This is a genomic window from Streptomyces sp. NPDC093225 (genome assembly GCF_044753805.1).
Lineage (GTDB): Bacteria > Actinomycetota > Actinomycetes > Streptomycetales > Streptomycetaceae > Streptomyces.
In genome coordinates this window covers 21,498-39,190 of sequence record NZ_JBIVNX010000004.1, presented here as the reverse complement: position 1 = coordinate 39,190, position 17,693 = coordinate 21,498, and the positions used below count along the sequence as shown (strand labels likewise).

Annotated in this window: 15 protein-coding genes; 5 read left to right on the top strand and 10 right to left on the bottom strand. The window is 74.9% G+C overall.

Going from position 1 to position 17,693, the window contains the following annotated elements; all coding sequences use genetic code 11:
* Window positions 1-35: 35 nt before the first annotated feature.
* The 3 genes from ACIQCH_RS05930 to recA all read right to left on the bottom strand — a co-directional run bounded on the left by ACIQCH_RS05930 (window position 36) and on the right by recA (window position 4,542).
* Entirely contained in the window at window positions 36-2,582 is a 2,547-nt protein-coding gene (locus ACIQCH_RS05930; protein WP_402578358.1) for an FtsX-like permease family protein, read from the bottom strand.
* A 152-nt stretch (window positions 2,583-2,734) separates the two neighbouring features.
* The gene (recX, locus tag ACIQCH_RS05925) at window positions 2,735-3,409 is read right to left on the bottom strand and encodes a recombination regulator RecX (RefSeq protein WP_402578357.1); all 675 of its coding nucleotides are present in this window, start codon (window positions 3,407-3,409) and stop codon (window positions 2,735-2,737) included.
* Window positions 3,410-3,423: 14 nt separating this feature from the next.
* A complete protein-coding gene (gene recA / locus ACIQCH_RS05920) occupies window positions 3,424-4,542 on the bottom strand; it encodes a recombinase RecA (RefSeq protein WP_402578355.1) in 1,119 nt (372 codons plus the stop codon).
* 377 nt (window positions 4,543-4,919) lie between these two features.
* On the opposite strand from recA, the gene ACIQCH_RS05915 reads away from it, so the two are divergent.
* Complete coding sequence (locus ACIQCH_RS05915) at window positions 4,920-5,489, top strand: DUF4232 domain-containing protein (protein ID WP_402578353.1); 570 nt, start codon at window positions 4,920-4,922, stop codon at window positions 5,487-5,489.
* Window positions 5,490-5,755: 266 nt separating this feature from the next.
* Here ACIQCH_RS05915 and ACIQCH_RS05910 read toward each other — a convergent pair whose 3' ends face one another.
* The 3 genes from ACIQCH_RS05910 to ACIQCH_RS05900 form a co-directional block, all read right to left on the bottom strand.
* The gene (locus ACIQCH_RS05910; protein ID WP_402578352.1) at window positions 5,756-6,238 is read right to left on the bottom strand and encodes an SLATT domain-containing protein; all 483 of its coding nucleotides are present in this window, start codon (window positions 6,236-6,238) and stop codon (window positions 5,756-5,758) included.
* A gap of 160 nt (window positions 6,239-6,398) precedes the next feature.
* The gene (locus ACIQCH_RS05905; RefSeq protein WP_402578350.1) at window positions 6,399-6,986 is read right to left on the bottom strand and encodes a DinB family protein; all 588 of its coding nucleotides are present in this window, start codon (window positions 6,984-6,986) and stop codon (window positions 6,399-6,401) included.
* A gap of 85 nt (window positions 6,987-7,071) precedes the next feature.
* The gene (locus ACIQCH_RS05900) at window positions 7,072-7,476 is read right to left on the bottom strand and encodes a DUF5997 family protein (protein ID WP_402578348.1); all 405 of its coding nucleotides are present in this window, start codon (window positions 7,474-7,476) and stop codon (window positions 7,072-7,074) included.
* Between the two features lie 58 nt (window positions 7,477-7,534).
* On the opposite strand from ACIQCH_RS05900, the gene ACIQCH_RS05895 reads away from it, so the two are divergent.
* Window positions 7,535-8,368: a LysR family transcriptional regulator substrate-binding protein gene (locus tag ACIQCH_RS05895; protein ID WP_402578346.1), complete on the top strand. Its 834-nt coding sequence runs from the start codon at window positions 7,535-7,537 to the stop codon at window positions 8,366-8,368.
* A gap of 40 nt (window positions 8,369-8,408) precedes the next feature.
* Here ACIQCH_RS05895 and ACIQCH_RS05890 read toward each other — a convergent pair whose 3' ends face one another.
* Both ACIQCH_RS05890 and ACIQCH_RS05885 read right to left on the bottom strand, forming a co-directional pair.
* Window positions 8,409-9,479: an AI-2E family transporter gene (locus ACIQCH_RS05890; RefSeq protein WP_402578680.1), complete on the bottom strand. Its 1,071-nt coding sequence runs from the start codon at window positions 9,477-9,479 to the stop codon at window positions 8,409-8,411.
* A 213-nt stretch (window positions 9,480-9,692) separates the two neighbouring features.
* Window positions 9,693-9,887, bottom strand: coding sequence for a DUF3046 domain-containing protein (locus ACIQCH_RS05885; RefSeq protein WP_402578344.1), 195 nt, complete (start codon window positions 9,885-9,887; stop codon window positions 9,693-9,695).
* Between the two features lie 79 nt (window positions 9,888-9,966).
* Here ACIQCH_RS05885 and ACIQCH_RS05880 point away from each other — a divergent pair, with 79 nt between their 5' ends.
* A complete protein-coding gene (locus ACIQCH_RS05880) occupies window positions 9,967-10,905 on the top strand; it encodes a hypothetical protein (RefSeq protein WP_402578342.1) in 939 nt (312 codons plus the stop codon).
* 18 nt (window positions 10,906-10,923) lie between these two features.
* Here ACIQCH_RS05880 and ACIQCH_RS05875 read toward each other — a convergent pair whose 3' ends face one another.
* Complete coding sequence (locus ACIQCH_RS05875; protein WP_030208064.1) at window positions 10,924-11,232, bottom strand: AzlD domain-containing protein; 309 nt, start codon at window positions 11,230-11,232, stop codon at window positions 10,924-10,926.
* Entirely contained in the window at window positions 11,229-12,002 is a 774-nt protein-coding gene (locus ACIQCH_RS05870; RefSeq protein WP_402578340.1) for an AzlC family ABC transporter permease, read from the bottom strand. Before ACIQCH_RS05870 ends, ACIQCH_RS05875 begins: the two co-directional genes overlap by 4 nt.
* A 134-nt stretch (window positions 12,003-12,136) precedes the next feature.
* Here ACIQCH_RS05870 and ACIQCH_RS05865 point away from each other — a divergent pair, with 134 nt between their 5' ends.
* Window positions 12,137-12,964 (top strand): AraC family ligand binding domain-containing protein, encoded by an 828-nt coding sequence (locus ACIQCH_RS05865; protein WP_402578338.1) that lies wholly within the window; start codon window positions 12,137-12,139, stop codon window positions 12,962-12,964.
* 73 nt (window positions 12,965-13,037) lie between these two features.
* Window positions 13,038-17,663 (top strand): ATP-dependent helicase, encoded by a 4,626-nt coding sequence (locus tag ACIQCH_RS05860; protein ID WP_402578336.1) that lies wholly within the window; start codon window positions 13,038-13,040, stop codon window positions 17,661-17,663.
* Window positions 17,664-17,693: the final 30 nt, after the last annotated feature.

The window sequence follows — 17,693 nt, the reverse complement described above, 5'->3', positions numbered from 1 at the left end:
GGACCAGGGGCCATGTCGCGGGTGTCGACCAACACCTACTCCTTGGCCGTAGCCACCGTCACCGCCCGCACCCGGAGGGCCGCCCGTCCCGGCACCGCGGTGGCGGTCAGGGCCAGCAAGCCGGCGGCCCCGACCACGGCGGCGTACACCAGGGGCAGGACGGCCGGGGCCGCCTCCCCCGTCATCCCCACGCTGAAGGCCGTCAGCACCGCGGCCGCGATGCCGGTCCCCAGCACCGCCCCCATCAGGAGCACGGACAGCGCCTCCAGGCGCAGCATCCGCAGCACCTGGCGCCGCGTCGCCCCCGCCAGCCGCAGCATGGCGAACTCGCGGATCCGCTCGCCCGTGGACATCGCCAGGGTGTTGACCACGGAGATCGCGGTGAAGGCGAGCACCAGGCCCATCGCGATCAGGTTCACCTCGGCCCCGGCCCGCTGCCGCGCGGCCCGTACCGCGTCCAGCGCGTCCGGGGTCAGCACGGAGACACCGGGGTAGGGGGCGACGGCGGCGGTGAGCCCGGCCCGGGTGACGGAAGGGGCGGCGGCGACGTAGACCGCTGCGGACAGCGGGTTGTCGACGTGTGCCGCCACCAGGTCGTGGGCGAGCGTGAGGTCGCCGAAGCCGAGGCCCCGGGCGTAGACGGCGGCGACCGTGACGGTCACGGGCGTGCCGTCGCCGAGGTGCACGGCCAGCCGGCTGCCGGGCCGCAGCCCCAGCTGTTCGGCGGCGAGTTCGCTGACCGCCGCGCTGCGCGGGCCGAAGCCGCGGAGGGAGCCGCTGGTGACGCCGGGGTCCCAGGTGCGCTCGAGGCCGGCGGGGGTCACGCCCTGGGCGGCGTACTTCGTGAGACCGATCCGGACCTGGGTGGTAACGACCTCGGTGGCGGCCGTGACGCCCTCGACCGTACGGATCCTCGCCGCGGCCGCACCCGGTACGCCCGGCCCCCCGGAGGCCAGCACCCAGCCGGCCCGCAGACCCTCGCGGGCCTGGGCGCGGGCGGCGTGGGAGAGGGTGGGCTGGCTGAACAGGACCGTGCAGGTCATGCCGACGAGCAGGGCGACGGGGGTGACCGCGGAGGCCATGCGGGTGGCGTTGCCGCGCAGGTTGGCGGCGGCCAGGCGGCCGTTGGGGCCGGCCAGCCGGAGCGGGCCGGTGAGCAGCCAGGCGGCGGCGCGGACCAGCAGCGGGCCCAGCAGGGAGACGGCCGCGGCCAGGACGATGACCGTGAGGAACGTGACGGGGGTGGCGGCGGGCTCGGTGCGCAGTGCGCTGAGCACCACCACGAGCACCACGCCGGCGGCCGCGCACAGCAGGCCGAGCACGGTCCGTGTCAGGGCCGGGCGCCGGGGCTCCAGTGCGGCTTCGGACAGGGCCCGGGCGGGGCTGATGCGGGTGATGTGGCGGGCGCTGATCCGGGCCGCGGCGCGGGCGCCGAGCACGGTGATGGCGACGGCGGCGAGGGCGGGGAAGACGCCGGTGCCGGTCTTCAGTGTCGGGGGCAGCACCCCGGCGGCGGTGAACCGGTGGTGCAGCCAGGCGGCGAGGGGCAGTCCGGCGAGGGCGCCGAGGACGCCGCCGGCCAGGCCCACGAGGGTGGCCTCGGTGGCGAGCAGGCTCCGGACCTGGCGGGCGGAGGCGGCGATGGCGCGGAGCAGGGCGAGCTCGCGGTGGCGCTGGCGCACGGCGAGGGCGAGGGTGCCCGCCGCGACGAAGACGGCGACGAGGAGGGAGGTGCCGGCCATCGAGCCGCCCATGGAGACCAGGGTGACGCGGGCGCCGGCGGCGTCGAGGAACTCGACGGGTCCGCGGTCGGCTCCGCCGCTCACCTGGGCGGTGGTGCCCTTCAGGGCGGTGGCGAGGGCGGCTTCGAGCGCGGCGGGGCTGGTGCCGGGGGCGGGCCGGACGCCGATGGCGGTGTAGGTGCCGGCGGGGCGGGCCGAGAGCCGGCGGGCTTCGGCGGGGTTGAAGAAGAGGGCGCTCTGGTGGCGCAGGCCCGCGCCGCCGGCGGCGGCGATCCCGGTCACGGTGTACGTGCGGGGGGTGGTCGTCGACTGGACGGTGAGCGGGGAGCCGGGGCGCAGGCCGGCCCGTTCGGCCAGGCCGCGGTCGACGACGAGCTCCCGGTCGGTGCGCGGGGCGCGGCCCGCGGTGAGGGTGAAGGGCGTCAGGGCGGCGGAGTCCCAGGCGTGCCCGTACGCGGGGCGGTCGTCGGGGGTCCGGGTGAGCGGCCGGGCGCGGAAGGTCAGTTCGGGTACGGCGCGGCCGACGCCGGGCGCCGAGCGGACGGCGGTGAGCACGCCCGCGGGCAGCCAGGCACGCTCCGCGACGGGCTTGGACTTGTGCTTGACCTTCCGCTTGCCGTTGCCCTTGTCCTTGACGGTGGTCTGGTGGACCTGCTGGTCGGCGGAGACGATCACGGGGGTGGCGGCGTACCGCTCGGTGGCGACGGTGCCGCGCAGGCCGGTCTCGAGGAGGGAACCGCAGGCGGTGATGAGGGCCGCCGCGCACAGGAAGGCGACGAACGCGCCCAGGAACCCGGCCTTGCGGTCCCTGACGCTCAGGAGGGCGTAACGCAGCATCATGGGGGCAAGCCTGTCGCCCGGCGGGGGTCCTGCTCACTGGAGCGCCCCGCCCAATCCCCACGGGGGCTAACCCCACCCCCGGCCTCGGGTCGGCGGGCCGCCCGCTCCCCCGGTGCTTTCGGCCCGCGCCCGTTCGGTGGAGGTCCGGGACGTCAGTCGAAGCCGTAGCCGAGGTCCTCGGTCTCCTCGCCCTCCTCTTCCAGCGCGCGCCGGACCACCCGCAGGGCCATGCCCTCCGGGTAGCCCTTGCGGGCGAGCATGCCGGCGAGGCGGCGGATGCGCTTGTCGCGGTCGAGTCCCCGGGTGGAACGCAGTTTGCGGTCGACGAGGTCGCGGGCGGTCTCCTCCTCGCGGTCGGAGTCGAGTCGCTCCATCGCCCGGTCGATCAGCGCGGAGTCGACCCCCTTGGTGCGCAGCTCGCGGGCGAGCGCCCGGCGGGCGAGTCCGCGGCCGTGGTGCCGGGACTCCACCCAGGCGCCCGCGAACGCGGCGTCGTCGATCAGGCCCGCCTCCTCGAAGCGGGAGAGGACCTCCTCCGAGACCTCCTCGGGGATGCCCCGCTTGTGCAGGGCGTCCCCGAGCTGGCGGCGGGTGCGGGGGCTGCCGGTGAGCAGCCGGAGGCAGATCGCCCGCGCCTGCTCCTCGGGGCTCTGCCGCGGGGCGGCAGGGGCCGGGGACTCGGAGTCCTCCCGGCCCTGCCACTCCTCGTCACGGGCTGCCCGGGGGCCGGAGCCACCGCGCGCCCGCCGCCGTCCGCCGAGCGGCGGCCCCTGCCCGGCCCTCGACGGGCCGGGGCCGTCGCCGTCCTCGGGTGATGCGGCCAACACCGATCAGCTCCGGATCAGCTCTTGGCCGCGGTGGCCTTGGTCGCCTTCGCCTTGCTCGCCGGAGCGGGCACGGCCTTGGCGTCCTCGGCGGAGCCGCCGGCCGCGTCGGGACCCGGCTCGGCGGTGGGGGCGTCCTTGCGGACACCCACGCCGAGCTTCTCCTTGATCTTCTTCTCGATCTCGTTGGCGAGGTCCGGGTTGTCCTTCAGGAAGTTGCGGGCGTTCTCCTTGCCCTGGCCCAGCTGGTCGCCCTCGTACGTGTACCAGGCGCCGGCCTTGCGGACGAACCCGTGCTCGACGCCCATGTCGATCAGGCCGCCCTCGCGGCTGATGCCCTGGCCGTAGAGGATGTCGAACTCGGCCTGCTTGAAGGGCGGGGCGACCTTGTTCTTGACGACCTTGCAGCGGGTGCGGTTACCGACCGCCTCGGTGCCGTCCTTGAGGGTCTCGATGCGGCGGATGTCGATGCGCACGGAGGCGTAGAACTTCAGCGCGCGGCCACCGGTCGTGGTCTCGGGCGAGCCGAACATCACGCCGATCTTCTCGCGGAGCTGGTTGATGAAGATCGCGGTGGTCTTGGACTGGTTGAGCGCGCTGGTGATCTTCCGGAGCGCCTGGCTCATCAGGCGGGCCTGGAGACCCACGTGGGAGTCGCCCATCTCGCCCTCGATCTCCGCGCGCGGCACGAGCGCGGCCACGGAGTCGATGACGATGAGGTCGAGGGCGCCGGAGCGGACCAGCATGTCCACGATCTCCAGGGCCTGCTCGCCGGTGTCCGGCTGCGACAGGATCAGGTTGTCGGTGTCGACGCCGAGCGCCTTGGCGTACTCGGGGTCGAGGGCGTGCTCGGCGTCCACGAAGGCGACGGTGCCGCCGGCGCGCTGGGCGTTGGCCACGGCGTGCAGCGTCAGCGTGGTCTTACCGGAGGACTCCGGTCCGTAGATCTCGACGACGCGGCCGCGGGGCAGGCCGCCGACGCCGAGGGCGACGTCGAGAGCGGTCGACCCGGTGGGGATGACCTCGATGGGGTCGTTCGGCCGGTCGCCGAGGCGCATCACGGCGCCCTTGCCGAATTGTCGTTCAATCTGTGCGAGCGCGGCGTCGAGCGCCTTCTCGCGGTCGGTGCCTGCCATGGGTTCCACCCGGGTTGCTTGAGTCGATCGCTTCACGTCAAAGACGCTAACGCCTGCCACTGACAATGCGCCTCCGCGCCCCTTCCGGCTGTGGATAACCGGGTAAAACCCCAGCAATCGCGCGGCCGGAGACCCCCATGAGAATGGATGTTCGATTTTCGTGTCAAGCCGCCCCACCGGGCCGCCGCACGGGGCGGGTGTCCCGTGCCACTGGATCTTGACCGTTTGCCATCGGACTTTGACCGTTCCGTCACAAGTGCTCGCCGCACGGAACCCTGCCGCTCTCCCGCCCTATCTGCACTCACGTACCACGCGTACCGCGGGGCAACAACCGACGACCGAAACCCGCGGACGAGACGACTCAGGGGGACGACAGCATGCGTCACATCAACGGCATTCGCAGGGCGGCTCTGGCGACGACGGCGGTCACGGCCGTCGCGGCGGCGATGACCGGCATCCTGCCCGGCGCCGCCATGGCGGCGAGCACCACCACCTCCACCCCGCCGCCCGCCTGCCCGGCCTCCGCCCTCCAGGTCAGCGCCCGGCAGGCCGCCCACCCGCCCGTCGGGACCGGGACCGGGGCGGCGGTCGTGCAGTTCACCAACGTCTCCCGGAAGACGTGCGTCCTGAAGGGCCATCCGACGGTCGCGGGCGCCGGCAACGGCTCCCCCGCCCACAGCACCCCGCTCAAGGTCACCCCCACCGGCAGGGCGACCACCGTGACGGTCCGGCCGCACGGCAAGGCGTGGGTGAAGCTGACCTTCGTCCAGGTCCAGGGGGAGGGCGACGGCTACTGCGCGTCGGGCAAGACCCCGAAGGCATATCCGACGATGGTCATCGGGCTGCCGCACTCCGGGAAGCACCAGGTCGCCCTGAAGGACGGGTGGTGGGCCGAGTGCGACAACAAGGTGACCGCCACCCCGGTCTCGGCGGTCAAGCCTTCCTGACCCCCCGTCCCCGCACATCGAGCAGCCTGCATGACGATCACAGGGCTCTGACCTGCACGTCTACGAGGAACTGCACATGAGTGCAGGTCAGCGACTCGGCGCGCCGAAGGTGCACCGAGTCGCCGACCTGCGGTGATCAAACTCCGACGACACGAACTCGCGTCCGTCGAAGTCCGATGGCAAACGGTCAGGATCCGGTGGCACGGGACAGCGGGCGGCCGGCACCACGCCCGGTCGCGGCGCGCAGCCGCCGGTCGCGCGGCGGATCAGGGGCCGGTCGACGGGGCGGGTGCCCGGCGCTGCTCCAGCCAGCCGCGGCTCAGGTCGTCCCAGATCGCCTGGTACCGGACGTACACCTCGCCCAGCCGGTCGAAGGTGAGCTCGTCCGCGGCCGTCGTCGCCAGGAGGTACTCGAGGTCGTCGGCGAGCCGCCGGAAGCGGTACTGCGCCTCCTCCATCAGGACCGACCGGGAGCGCCAGTTGAAGAACGGTTCGACGGCTCCCAGCAACGTCACCAGCGCCACGCACGCCAGGGCGAGGTCGGCCCACGCGTTGAGGTCCTGCAGGCCGAGGATGACGGTCGACGCGGCCGACAGCACCAGCGTCGCCACCTTGGTGAGGGAGGCGCTCCGACCGAACCGCCTCTTCTTGCCGCCGGCGTAGTCGTTGCCCTGGCGGATCTTGTCCAGGAGAAGCGCGGCGGCCTCCCTCGGGCCGGGCCCGCCTGCCGTTCCGCTCTCCGGTCGCACTGCGTCCCCCACCTGTCCCGTCGCCCCCTGTCCCCGGTCGTCCCCGGCCGTTCCCGTCGTCCCGCCCCCCGCCAGACGCCGCGTCGGCGCCGCACGGTTCCCGCCGTCGCCGCCCGCGTCGCCGCCCGCAGGCACCGTCACGCGGGGGCGAACGGTCGGCTCAGAGGCCCACGCGGCCGTCGATGCGTTCGCGCAGGAGGTCGGCGTGGCCGTTGTGGCGGGCGTACTCCTCGATCATGTGGATCAGCACCCAGCGCAGGGAGACCCGGCCGCGCCAGTGGTCGTCGCCCTCGACGTCGAGGTCCGGGGCCTGCGCCGCGAAACGCTCGGCGAAGGCGACCTCGTCGCGCCAGTCCCGCCAGGCCGCGTCGGCGGTCCCGGGCGCGGCCCCGTCGAAGTCGCCGTCCGGGTCCTGCGGCGAGGAGTAGCGGGGCGGCGCGTCCTGACCGGCGAGGACGCTCCGGAACCAGCGCCGCTCCACGTCGGCGAGGTGCCGCAACAGCCCGAGCAGCGACAGGGTGGACGGCTCGACCGACCTGCGGGCCAGCTCCTCGCCCAGTCCGGCGCACTTCAGTTCCAGCGTCGCGCGCTGGGCCGCGAGCATGTCCGTGAGCATGGGTCGCTCGTCCCCCGTCGCCGGTCCGGCGAAGCGGCCGTCGCCCGCCTCGTCGACGAAGAGCTCGGCGCGCGGCGCTTTCGGGGTGCCGGCCTGCGGAACGATGGAACCCGTGTCGTCTGAGAATGCCATGGACACGATCATGGCTGCCGCCGTCGCCCGGCGGGCCGGAATCCCACCTTCCGCCCCCGCGGGACGGAAGGTGCGGGAGCCGGGGTCAGTCGCGGCGCTCGGCGCGCTCCGCGCGCTCGGCCTGCACCTGCTTGATGCGCACCGCTTCCTTGCGCACCTCGGCCTGGGTGGCCCGCTCCTTCTGGAGCCACTCCGGGTTCTCCTGCTTCAGCGCCTCGATCTGCTCGGTCGTGAGCGCCTCGGTCACGCCGCCGCGCGCGAGGCCCGAGATGGAGACGCCCAGCTTCGCCGCGACCACGGGCCGCGGGTGCGGGCCGGTGCGCCGCAGCTCCACCAGCCACGCCGGCGGCTCGGCCTGGAGCGCGTTCAGCTCGTCGCGCGTGACGACGCCCTCCCGGAACTCGGCGGGGGTGGCCTCGAGGTACACACCCAGCTTCTTGGCCGCGGTGGCGGGCTTCATGGTCTGGGAGTTCTGGTGCTGCGACGTCATGCACCAAGGGTATCGAGCATATGCGCGGCCTCCGACCACGCCCGGGTAACCTGGCCGGGTGACAGGCTCCGCAGCATCCCCCGCACCGCCCTCGCCGTCCTTCCGCCTCGCGTACGTGCCGGGCGCGACCCCCGCGAAGTGGGTGCGGATCTGGCAGGAGCGGCTGCCCGACGTCCCACTGCAGCTCGTCCAGGTGGAGGCCGGCGAGGTCGAGGACGTACTGCGCCGCGGCGACGCGGACGCCGGTCTCGTACGGCTCCCGGTCGACCGTACGTACTTCAGCGCCATCCCCCTCTACACCGAGACGACCGTGGTGGTGGTCCCCAAGGACCACCTCGTCGCGGCGGTGGAGGAGGTGTCCGCGGCGGAGCTGGCCGACGAGGTCGTCTTCCACCCGCTCGACGACACCCTCGGCTGGGAGCAGCCGCCCGGCCGGCCCGCGATCGAGCGCCCGGCCACCACGGCGGACGCCATCGAGCTGGTCGCCGCGAACGTGGGCGTCCTGCTCGTCCCCCAGTCGCTGGCCCGGCTGCACCACCGGCGTGACCTGACGTACCGCACGGTCACGGACGTCCCGCAGTCGCAGGTGGCCCTGTCGTGGCCCGAGGAGCGGACCACCGACATGGTGGAGGACTTCATCGGCATCGTCCGCGGCCGGACCGTGAACAGCACCCGCGGCCGGGACCGGGGCGCGTCCGGGTCCGGGGACCAGGGGAAGGCGCAGGGCAAGGGCCAGGGCAAGACCCCGCAGAAGGCCCATCAGAAGGGCAGGCCGGCCGCGGCCAAGGGGGCCGCGAAGGCGGGCGGTCGCGGGCCGCGCACCGGCGGAGCCCCGTCCGCCGCCAAGCGCGGCGGCGGTACCGGCCGCGGCAAGCCCCGCAAGGGCCGCTGAGCGGCACGACGCGCGCCCCGCGACCTCGTACGCCCCGGCGTCACGAGGTCGTGGAGCGCTCCCGCCGCCACACCCCGGGGTCGTCCGCGACCTCGTACCGCTTGATGTACGCCCCGAGGAACGACTGCAGCGTGGCCACCGCCGGAATGGCGATCAGCGCCCCGATGGCCCCGAGCAGCGCGGTCCCCGCGATCACCGACCCGAACGCGACCGCCGGGTGGATGTCCACGGTCCGCGAGGTCAGCTTCGGCTGCAGCATGTAGTTCTCGAACTGCTGGTAGATCACCACGAACACCAGCACGTACACCGCGTACCACGGGTTGACCGTGAAGGCGATCAGCATCGGCAGCGCACCCGCCAGGTACGTGCCGATCGTCGGGATGAACTGCGAGACCAGCCCCACCCACAGCGCCAGCGCGGGCGCGTACGGCACGCCCAGCACGACCAGCACCACGTAGTGGGCCACCGCCGAGATCAGCGCCATGAGGCCGCGCGAGTAGAGGTAGCCGCCCGTCTTGGCGACCGCGATCTCCCACGCCCGCAGCACCTCCGCCTGGCGCGCCGGCGGCAGCACCGAGCACAGCGCGCGCCGCAGCCGGGGTCCGTCGGCGGCGAAGTAGAAGGAGAACAGGCCGATCGTCAGCAGCTTGAAGAGCCCGCCCAGGACGGTCGCGGAGACGTCCAGCACGCCGGTCGCACTGTTCTGCACGTACTTCTGGAGCCAGTCGGAGTGCAGCAGGCTGTCCTGGATGGCCAGCCGGGACAGGTCGGTGCGGAACGTCTTGTTGATCGACCCGATGAGCGAGTCCAGGTACTGCGGGAAGCGGTCGACCATGTCGACGATCTGACCGGCCAGCATCGAACCCATCAGGGCGACGAAGCCCAGCCCGAGGACCAGGACGCCGAGGAACACCAGGAAGGTGGCGATCCCCCGGCGCATCCCGCGCGCGGACATCCGGCTCACCGCCGGCTCCACGGCCAGGGCGAGGAAGAAGGCGATCAGGATGTTGAGCAGCAGGGCGACCAGCTGGTGGAAGGCCCAGCTGGCGAGCTGGAAGCAGGCGTAGAGGGCCAGGACCAGGATCACGGCGCGCGGCAGCCAGCGCGGCATCCGCGGCGAGCCGGCCCGCAGGGCGGTGCGGGGGCCCGACGGCGGCTCCTTGCCCGCATCGGCATCGGTGTCGGCACCGGCACCGGCATCAGGGGCGGGTGCGGGGGCGGGGATCTGCGCCGCGGGGGCCGCGGCGCGGCGCGGGTGCTCGGGCTGGTCGGTGTCACGGGTGGCTGCCACCGGGCCAGTCTCTCGTACCGGCGGGGCGGCCCGTCAGCGCTTGTACTCGGGCACGTCCATCGCCCGGCAGACCGCCCGCCACACGTCCTTGGCCTCCCAGCCCGCGTCGAGGGCCTGGTGGACCGTGCGTCCGCCCAGTTCGGACATCACGTGGTCGCGCGCGAAGGAATCGGCGTAGGCGGCGCCGAAGTGCTCGGCCATCCGCTCCCAGAAAATCGTCAACCGCATGCGCCCAGTATCCCGCCCCCGGGGTGCACCCCCGCCGAGCTGCCGATCCGCCGCCGTCCCGACCCCTACGGTTTCGGGCATGCCTGGTGACGAAGCATCCCCCGGATCCCCCCTGGCCCGCGCCGAGCGGTTCGTCTGGCTCACGGCCCGGGTCCTGGAGCAGCGGCGGTTCGCGTACCACTTCCTGGGCGGCGGGGCCGATCCGGTCGACGCCGCCCTCGGCCCGTACCTGAACCCCGACGGCGGCTACGGCCACGCCCTCGACCCGGACCTGCGGGGCCCGGTCAGCCAGCCCCTGCACTCGGCGTACGCCCTGCGCGTGCTGGACTCCCTCGGGCGCTGCGCGGGCCAGCGCGTGGAGCGGCTGTGCCGGCACCTGACGCAGGCCTCCACGCCCGACGGCGCGCTCCCGGTGCTGCGCCCTGCCGCGCGCGACTACCCGGGGGCGCCGTACCACCCGCTGCTCGACGACCCGCCGAGCGAGCTGCTGACGACCGGCCCGGTGGTGGGCGTCCTGCACCGCAACCGGGTCTGGCACGCGTGGCTGTTCCGGGCCACGGACTACTGCTGGGAGCGGGTCGAGACGCTGCGCAGGTCCCACCCGTACGAGATCCAGGCCGCGGTGGACTTCCTCGACGGGGCGCCCGACCGGTCGCGGGCCCTGGCCGCGGCCGACCGGCTGGGGCGGCTGGTGCGCGAGGACCGGCTGGTCGTGCTCGACCCGGGCGAGCAGGACGCGTACCCGGTGGCGCCCGGCTACGCGCCGGGCGAGCGGCTCTTCCCCCACGACCTGGCCCGCAGACCGGAGTCGCTGGCCAGGGGGTGGTTCACGGACGAGGAGCTGGCCCGGTCGCTGGACTTCCTGGCGGCCGAACAGCAGGAGGACGGCGGCTGGCCGGTGCGCCGCCGGGCCTGGGCCCCCGGCAGCAGCCTGGAGCGCCGGCCGATCGCGGCGATCGAGGCGCTGCTGACGCTGCGGGCGTACGGCCGGCCGCTCACCACGGGCCGTGGGCGGTGACGCGGCCGTGGCCCGGGGTCAGCCGCCCAGCGCCCGCACTCCGGCCGTGACCAGCACCGCGACCGCGACGACGAGCAGGAACGGGGCGCGCAGCAGCAGCGCGACACCGGCGGCCGCCACGCCCGCGGCCCGCGCGTCCAGCACCAGGGCCTGGCCCGAGCCGAAGGTCTGCTGGGCCGTGAGGGCGGCCAGCAGGGCCACCGGCAGCAGGCCGGCCAGCTGGCGCACGGCCGGCCGCTCCAGGGTGCCGGCGGGGACGAGGAGTCCCGCCAGCTTGAGGAGGTAGCAGCCCGCGGCGGTGGCGGCGATCGCGATCCAGACGTTCATCGGTCGTCTCCCTGCGGGGTCTCGGAGGTGGGGGCGCCGTGCCCGTCACGCCGCCTGGCCTCGCGTCCCTTGACGTAGAGGACGGCGGGGGCGGCGAGGGCCGCCACCAGGACGGGCACGCCGGCGGGCAGTACGGGCAGGAAGCCCAGGCCCAGGACGACGGCCAGGGCGGCCGCGGCCCGCTCGGTGGCGGTACGCAGCTTCGGCGCGAGCAGCGCGAGGAACACCGCGGGCCCGGCCGCGTCCAGCCCCCACGCGTCGGTGTCGCCGATGGCCTCGGCACCGAGGGCGCCGAGCAGGGTGGTGAGGTTCCACAGCACGTACAGGGTGAGGCCGGTGACGGTGAAGCCGAGCCGGGCGGTGGCCCGGTCCTTCTGGGCCATGGCCACGGCGGCCGTCTCGTCGATCACCCAGTGCGCGGCGAGCGGGCGCACGGGGCGGGGCACGGCCAGCAGCCGCGACAGGCGCAGGCCGTAGAAGGCGTTGCGGGTGCCGAGGAAGAACGCCCCGGCGGCCGCCGTGAACGGGTTGCCCCCGGCCGCGAGGGCTCCGACCAGCGCGAACTGCGAGGCGCCGGTGAAGACGAGCAGGCTGAGCACGCACGCCTGCGCCACGCTGAGGCCCGACCCCGCGGCGGTGACGCCGAAGGCGAAGCCGGAGAGGCCGACGGCCACGCCGACGCCGAGTCCGTCCCGCACCACGGCCCGCCGGGCCGCCTCGGTCGAAGCGGTCGCCGTCCCTGCCGCCGGTGCTGCTGCTGTCTCTGCCACGCCCCCGACGGTAGGGGGGAGGGGGTGACCGGGTCTTGTACGTTCTTGCACCTGCCACCGACCGGTCTCGCCGACCGGTCTCGCCCACCGGACACCCGCGGCCGGGCCCCGGGCGGCGGGCGCAGAATGGCCCCATGAGCGGCAACGGGGAGTGGGCACGGCACTGGCAGCCGCCCGAGCTGCCCGGCCTGGACCTCTTGAAGGCCCACTACGTCCGGCACGCCTTCCCCCGTCACGCGCACGACGGCTACGTGGTGGCCACCGTCACGGGCGGCATCGAGGAGGTCGGGCTGCCGACCGGTCCGGTCCGGGCCAGTGCCGGGGACGTCGTACTGATCAACCCGGAGGTCCCGCACACGGCGAAGGCAGGATCCAGCGACGGCTGGGCGTACCACACGCTGTACCCGGCCCGGGACCTGATCGCCGACGTGGCGCGTGAGCTGTCCACCCTGCACGGCACCCCGGGATTCACGGCCGACGTCGTGGCCGACGCCCAGGCCGCCCGGCTCATCAAGGAGGTGCACCGGGCCGCCGAGGAGGGCAACGCGCTGGCCGCCGACAGCCTGCTGCGGGTGGCGTTGGCGGGCCTGCTGCGCCGGCACGGCGGCACCCTGCCGGCCCGCACCGTGCGCGGGGCGGGGGCGGCCACCGCGGCCCGCGCGCGGGCCGTGCTGGAAGAGCGGCTGGCCGAGCCGCCGTCGCTGGAGCGGCTGGCCGCCTCGCTCGACACGAGCCCGTTCGCGCTGCTGCGGGCCTTCAAGGACGCGTACGGGCTGCCCCCGCACGCCTGGCTCACCGACGCGCGCGTGCGCCGGGCCCGGGCGCTGCTCGAGTCGGGTGCGCCGGTGGCGGAGGCCGCCGTGGCGGTGGGCTTCACCGACCAGCCGCACCTGAACCGCCACTTCACCCGCATCGTGGGCGTCCCGCCGGGCGCGTACCGCCGCGAACGCACCGGACGCTGAGGACCGGCCACCGCCAGCCCGCGGCCCCCGCCGTTCGGTCCGCTTGTCAGTGCCGGGGTGCACGATGGGGTGCATGGCCGGTTCCGCGCTCGACTCGTTCTCCCCCGCGACCCGCTCCTGGTTCTCGGGGGCCTTCCGTTCGCCCACCGCCGCCCAGGACGGCGCCTGGCGGGCCATCGCGGAGGGTTCGGACGTGCTCGTCGTCGCGCCGACCGGATCCGGCAAGACCCTCGCCGCCTTCCTCGCCGCCCTCGACCGGCTGGCGAGCACGCCCGCGCCCGCGGAGCCGAGGAAGCGCTGCCGCGTGCTGTACGTGTCCCCGCTGAAGGCGCTCGCCGTCGACGTGGAGCGCAACCTGCGCAGCCCCCTGACCGGCATCCGGCAGGAGTCGGTGCGGCTGGGGCTGCCGGAGCCGGACATCAAGGTGGGCATCCGCTCGGGTGACACCCCGCCCGCCGAGCGGCGGGCCCTGGCCACCCGGCCGCCGGACATCCTGATCACCACGCCCGAGTCGCTGTTCCTGATGCTCACCTCGGCGACCCGGGACGCCCTCGCGGGCGTCGAGACGGTCATCCTCGACGAGGTGCACGCGGTGGCCGGCACCAAGCGCGGCGCGCACCTGGCCCTGTCCCTGGAGCGGTTGGACGAGTTGCTGCCCCGTCCGGCGCGCCGGATCGGCCTGTCGGCGACCGTCCGGCCGGTGGACGAGGTGGCCCGCTACCTGTCCCCGCGCCGCAAGGTGGAGATCGTCCAGCCGCCCTCCGGCAAGGAGTTCGACCTCTCGGTCGTCGTACCGGTGGAGGACATGGGCGAGCTGGGCGGCTCCCCCGCCTCCGAAGGCCGGGACGGCGGGGACAAGCCGTCCATCTGGCCGCACGTGGAGGAGCGGATCGCGGACCTGGTCCAGGCGCACCGCTCGACGATCGTGTTCGCCAACTCGCGGCGGTTGGCGGAGCGGCTGTGCAACCGGCTCAACGAGATCGCGTACGAGCGGGCGGTGGGCGAGGCGCTGCCGGAGGGCGTACCGCCGGCGGAGATCATGGCGCAGTCGGGTGCGTCCCACGGCGCCCCGCCCCTGCTGGCCCGGGCGCACCACGGCTCGGTCTCCAAGGAGCAGCGGGCGCTGGTGGAGGAGGACCTCAAGGCGGGCCGGCTGCCGGCCGTCGTCGCCACCTCCAGCCTCGAACTCGGCATCGACATGGGCGCCGTGGACCTGGTCGTCCAGGTGGAGTCCCCGCCGTCGGTGGCGTCCGGGCTGCAGCGGGTGGGCCGCGCCGGCCACCAGGTGGGCGCGGTCTCGACGGGCGTGGTGTTCCCGAAGTACCGGGGCGACCTGGTGCAGGCGGCGGTGGTGACCGAGCGGATGCGCAGCGGGTCCATCGAGTCGCTGCGGATCCCGGCCAATCCGCTGGACGTGCTCGCGCAGCAGGTGGTGGCGATGACGGCCCTCGACACGTGGCAGGTGGACGACCTGCTGGCGCTGGTGCGCCGGGCCGCGCCGTTCGCCGCGCTGCCGGAGTCGGCGTTCACGGCGGTGCTGGACATGCTGGCGGGGCGTTACCCCTCGGACGCGTTCGCGGAGTTGCGGCCGCGGGTGGTGTGGGACCGGGTGGCGGGTACGGTCACGGGCCGGCCGGGTGCGCAGCGACTGGCCGTCACCTCGGGCGGCACGATCCCGGACCGCGGCCTGTTCGGGGTGTTCCTGGCCGGGTCCGACCCGAAGAAGGGCGGCGGCCGGGTCGGCGAGCTGGACGAGGAGATGGTGTACGAGTCCCGGGTCGGGGACGTGTTCACGCTCGGCACCACCTCGTGGCGGATCGAGGACATCACCCGGGACCGGGTGCTGGTCACCCCGGCCCCCGGGGTGCCGGGCCGGCTGCCGTTCTGGAAGGGCGACCAGCTCGGCCGGCCCCTCGAACTGGGGCGGGCGGTGGGTGCGTTCCTGCGCGAGGTGGGCGGTCTGGCGGAGGACGACGCCCGGCTGCGGCTGCTGGCCGCCGGCCTGGACGCCTGGGCGGCGGACAACGTCCTGGCCTACCTGAAGGAGCAGCGCGAGGCCTGCGGGCACGTGCCGGACGACCGGACGATCGTCGTGGAGCGGTTCCGCGACGAACTGGGCGACTGGCGGGTCGTGGTGCACTCCCCGTTCGGCGCGCAGGTGCACGCACCGTGGGCGCTGGCGCTGGGGGCCCGGCTGGCCGAGCGGTTCGGAATGGACGCCCAGGTGATGCACGCGGACGACGGCATCGTGCTGCGGCTGCCGGACGCCGACCTGCTGGGGCTGGACCTGCTGGACTCCGATCCGGCCGCCCCCGGCTTCGAGTTCGACAGCGAGCAGGCCCCGCTGGGCGCGGCCGAGGTGGCCTTCGACAAGGGCGAGGTCGACCAGATCGTCACCGACCAGGTCGGCGGCTCGGCCCTGTTCGCGGCCCGGTTCCGGGAGTGCGCGGCCCGGGCCCTGCTGCTGCCGCGCCGCAACCCGGGCCGGCGGACGCCGCTGTGGCAGCAGCGCCAGCGGGCGGCCCAGCTGCTGCAGGTGGCTTCGGAGTTCGGTTCGTTCCCGATCGTGCTGGAGGCCGTGCGCGAATGCCTCCAGGACGTGTTCGACGTACCGGGCCTGACGGAACTGATGGGGGACATCGAGGCGCGCCGGGTGCGGCTGGTCGAGGTGACCACGCCGGAGCCCTCGCCGTTCGCCCGCTCCCTGCTGTTCGGTTACGTCGCCCAGTTCCTGTACGAGGGCGACTCCCCGCTGGCGGAGCGCCGGGCGGCGGCGCTGTCGCTGGACTCGAGGCTGCTGGCGGAGCTGCTGGGCCAGGCGGAGCTGCGCGAACTGCTCGACGCGGACGTGCTGGCCGAGCTGGAGTCGGAGCTCCAGTGGCTGACGGAGGACCGGCGCGTCAAGGACGCGGAGGGGATCGCCGACCTGCTGCGCCTGCTGGGCCCGTTGACGCCGGCCGAGCTGGTGGAGCGCGGCGGCGACCCGGCCTGGGTGGCGGAGCTGAACCACGCCCGACGGGTGATCGCGGTGCGGATCGCGGGCGCGGACCACTGGGCTGCGGTCGAGGACGCCGGCCGGCTGCGGGACGCGCTGGGCACGGCCCTGCCGGTGGGGGTGCCGGAGGCCTTCACCGAGCCGGTCAAGGACCCGCTGGGGGACCTGCTGGCCCGGTACGCGCGCACCCACGGCCCGTTCACGTCGGCGGCCGCGGCGGCCCGGTTCGGGCTGGGCGTGGCGGTGACCGAGGGCGCGTTGCAGCGGCTCGCGGGGGCGGGCCGGGTCGTGCAGGGCGAGTTCCACCCCTCGGGGCTGGGCCAGGAGTGGTGCGACGCGGCCGTGCTGCGCCGGCTGCGGCGGCGGTCGTTGGCCGCGCTGCGCCAGGAGCTGGAGCCGGTGCCGCCGGCCGCGCTGGCCTCGTTCCTGCCGCAGTGGCAGCACGTGGGCGCGTCCGGGGGCGGGGGCGGCGGTCTGCGCGGCCTCGACGGCCTGGCCCGGGCCGTCGAGCAGCTCCAGGGAGCCCCGGTGCCCGCCTCGGCCCTCGAGCGGCTGGTGCTGCCGTCGCGGGTGGCGCAGTACCAGCCGGGGATGCTGGACGAGCTGACCACCGCCGGCGAGGTGGTGTGGGCGGGCGCCGGCGCGCTGCCGGGCAAGGACGGCTGGGTCTCCCTCTACCTCGCGGACGCGGCCCCGCTGCTGCTCCCGCCGCCGCACCCGCTGGAGTTGTCCCCGCTGCACCAGACGGTGCTGGACGCGCTGGCGGGCGGGTACGGGCTGTTCTTCCGCCAGATCGCGGACTCGGTGCGGCGCGCCCACCCCGAGGCCTCGGACGTCCAGCTGTCCGAGGCGGTGTGGGACCTGGCCTGGTCGGGCCGGCTCACGAACGACACCCTGGCGCCGCTGCGCTCCCTGTTGGGCAGCGGCCGCACGGCCGGCTCGACCGCCCACCGCGCCAAGCGCACCGTCCCCCGGGGCCGGTACGGCAGCCTCACCGCGGCCGCCCGCCCGGCCTCCCGGACCGGCCCGCCGACGGTCTCCGGCCGCTGGTCGCTGCTGCCGGAGGCGGAGCCGGACACCACGCACCGGGCGCACGCCGTGGCGCGTACGCTCCTCGACCGGCACGGTGTGGTCACCCGCGGGGCGGTCGCGGCCGAGGGGATCGAGGGCGGCTTCTCCGCCGTCTACCGCGTCCTGTCGGCGTTCGAGGACAGCGGCCAGGCGCGCCGGGGGTACGTCGTGGAAGGCCTGGGCGCGGCCCAGTTCGCGATGGACGGCGCCGTGGACCGGCTGCGCGCCACCGCCACGGCCCGCGACCGGGCCGACTCGCCACTGGACGCCCGCGTGCTGGCCGCGGCCGATCCGGCGAACGCCTACGGGGCCGCCCTGCCCTGGCCGGAGCCGCCGGACGGCGCCGGCCACAAGCCCGGCCGCAAGGCGGGCTCGTTGGTGGTCCTGGTGGACGGCGAGCTGGTGCTCTACCTGGAGCGCGGCGGCAAGACCCTGCTCGCCTGGTCGGAGCCGGACTCTCCCGCGCTGCTGGCCGCCACGTCCGCGCTGGCCGCCGCGGCCCGCGCGGGCCAGGTCGGCTCCCTGACGGTCGAGCGCACCAACGGCGCCCCGGCCCTCACCTCGCCCCTGGGCCGCTCGCTCGAGTCGGCCGGTTTCCACGCCACCCCGCGGGGGCTGCGGCTGAGGCCGTGACCGGTCGTGGAAGCAGCCTGGGCGGAGGCC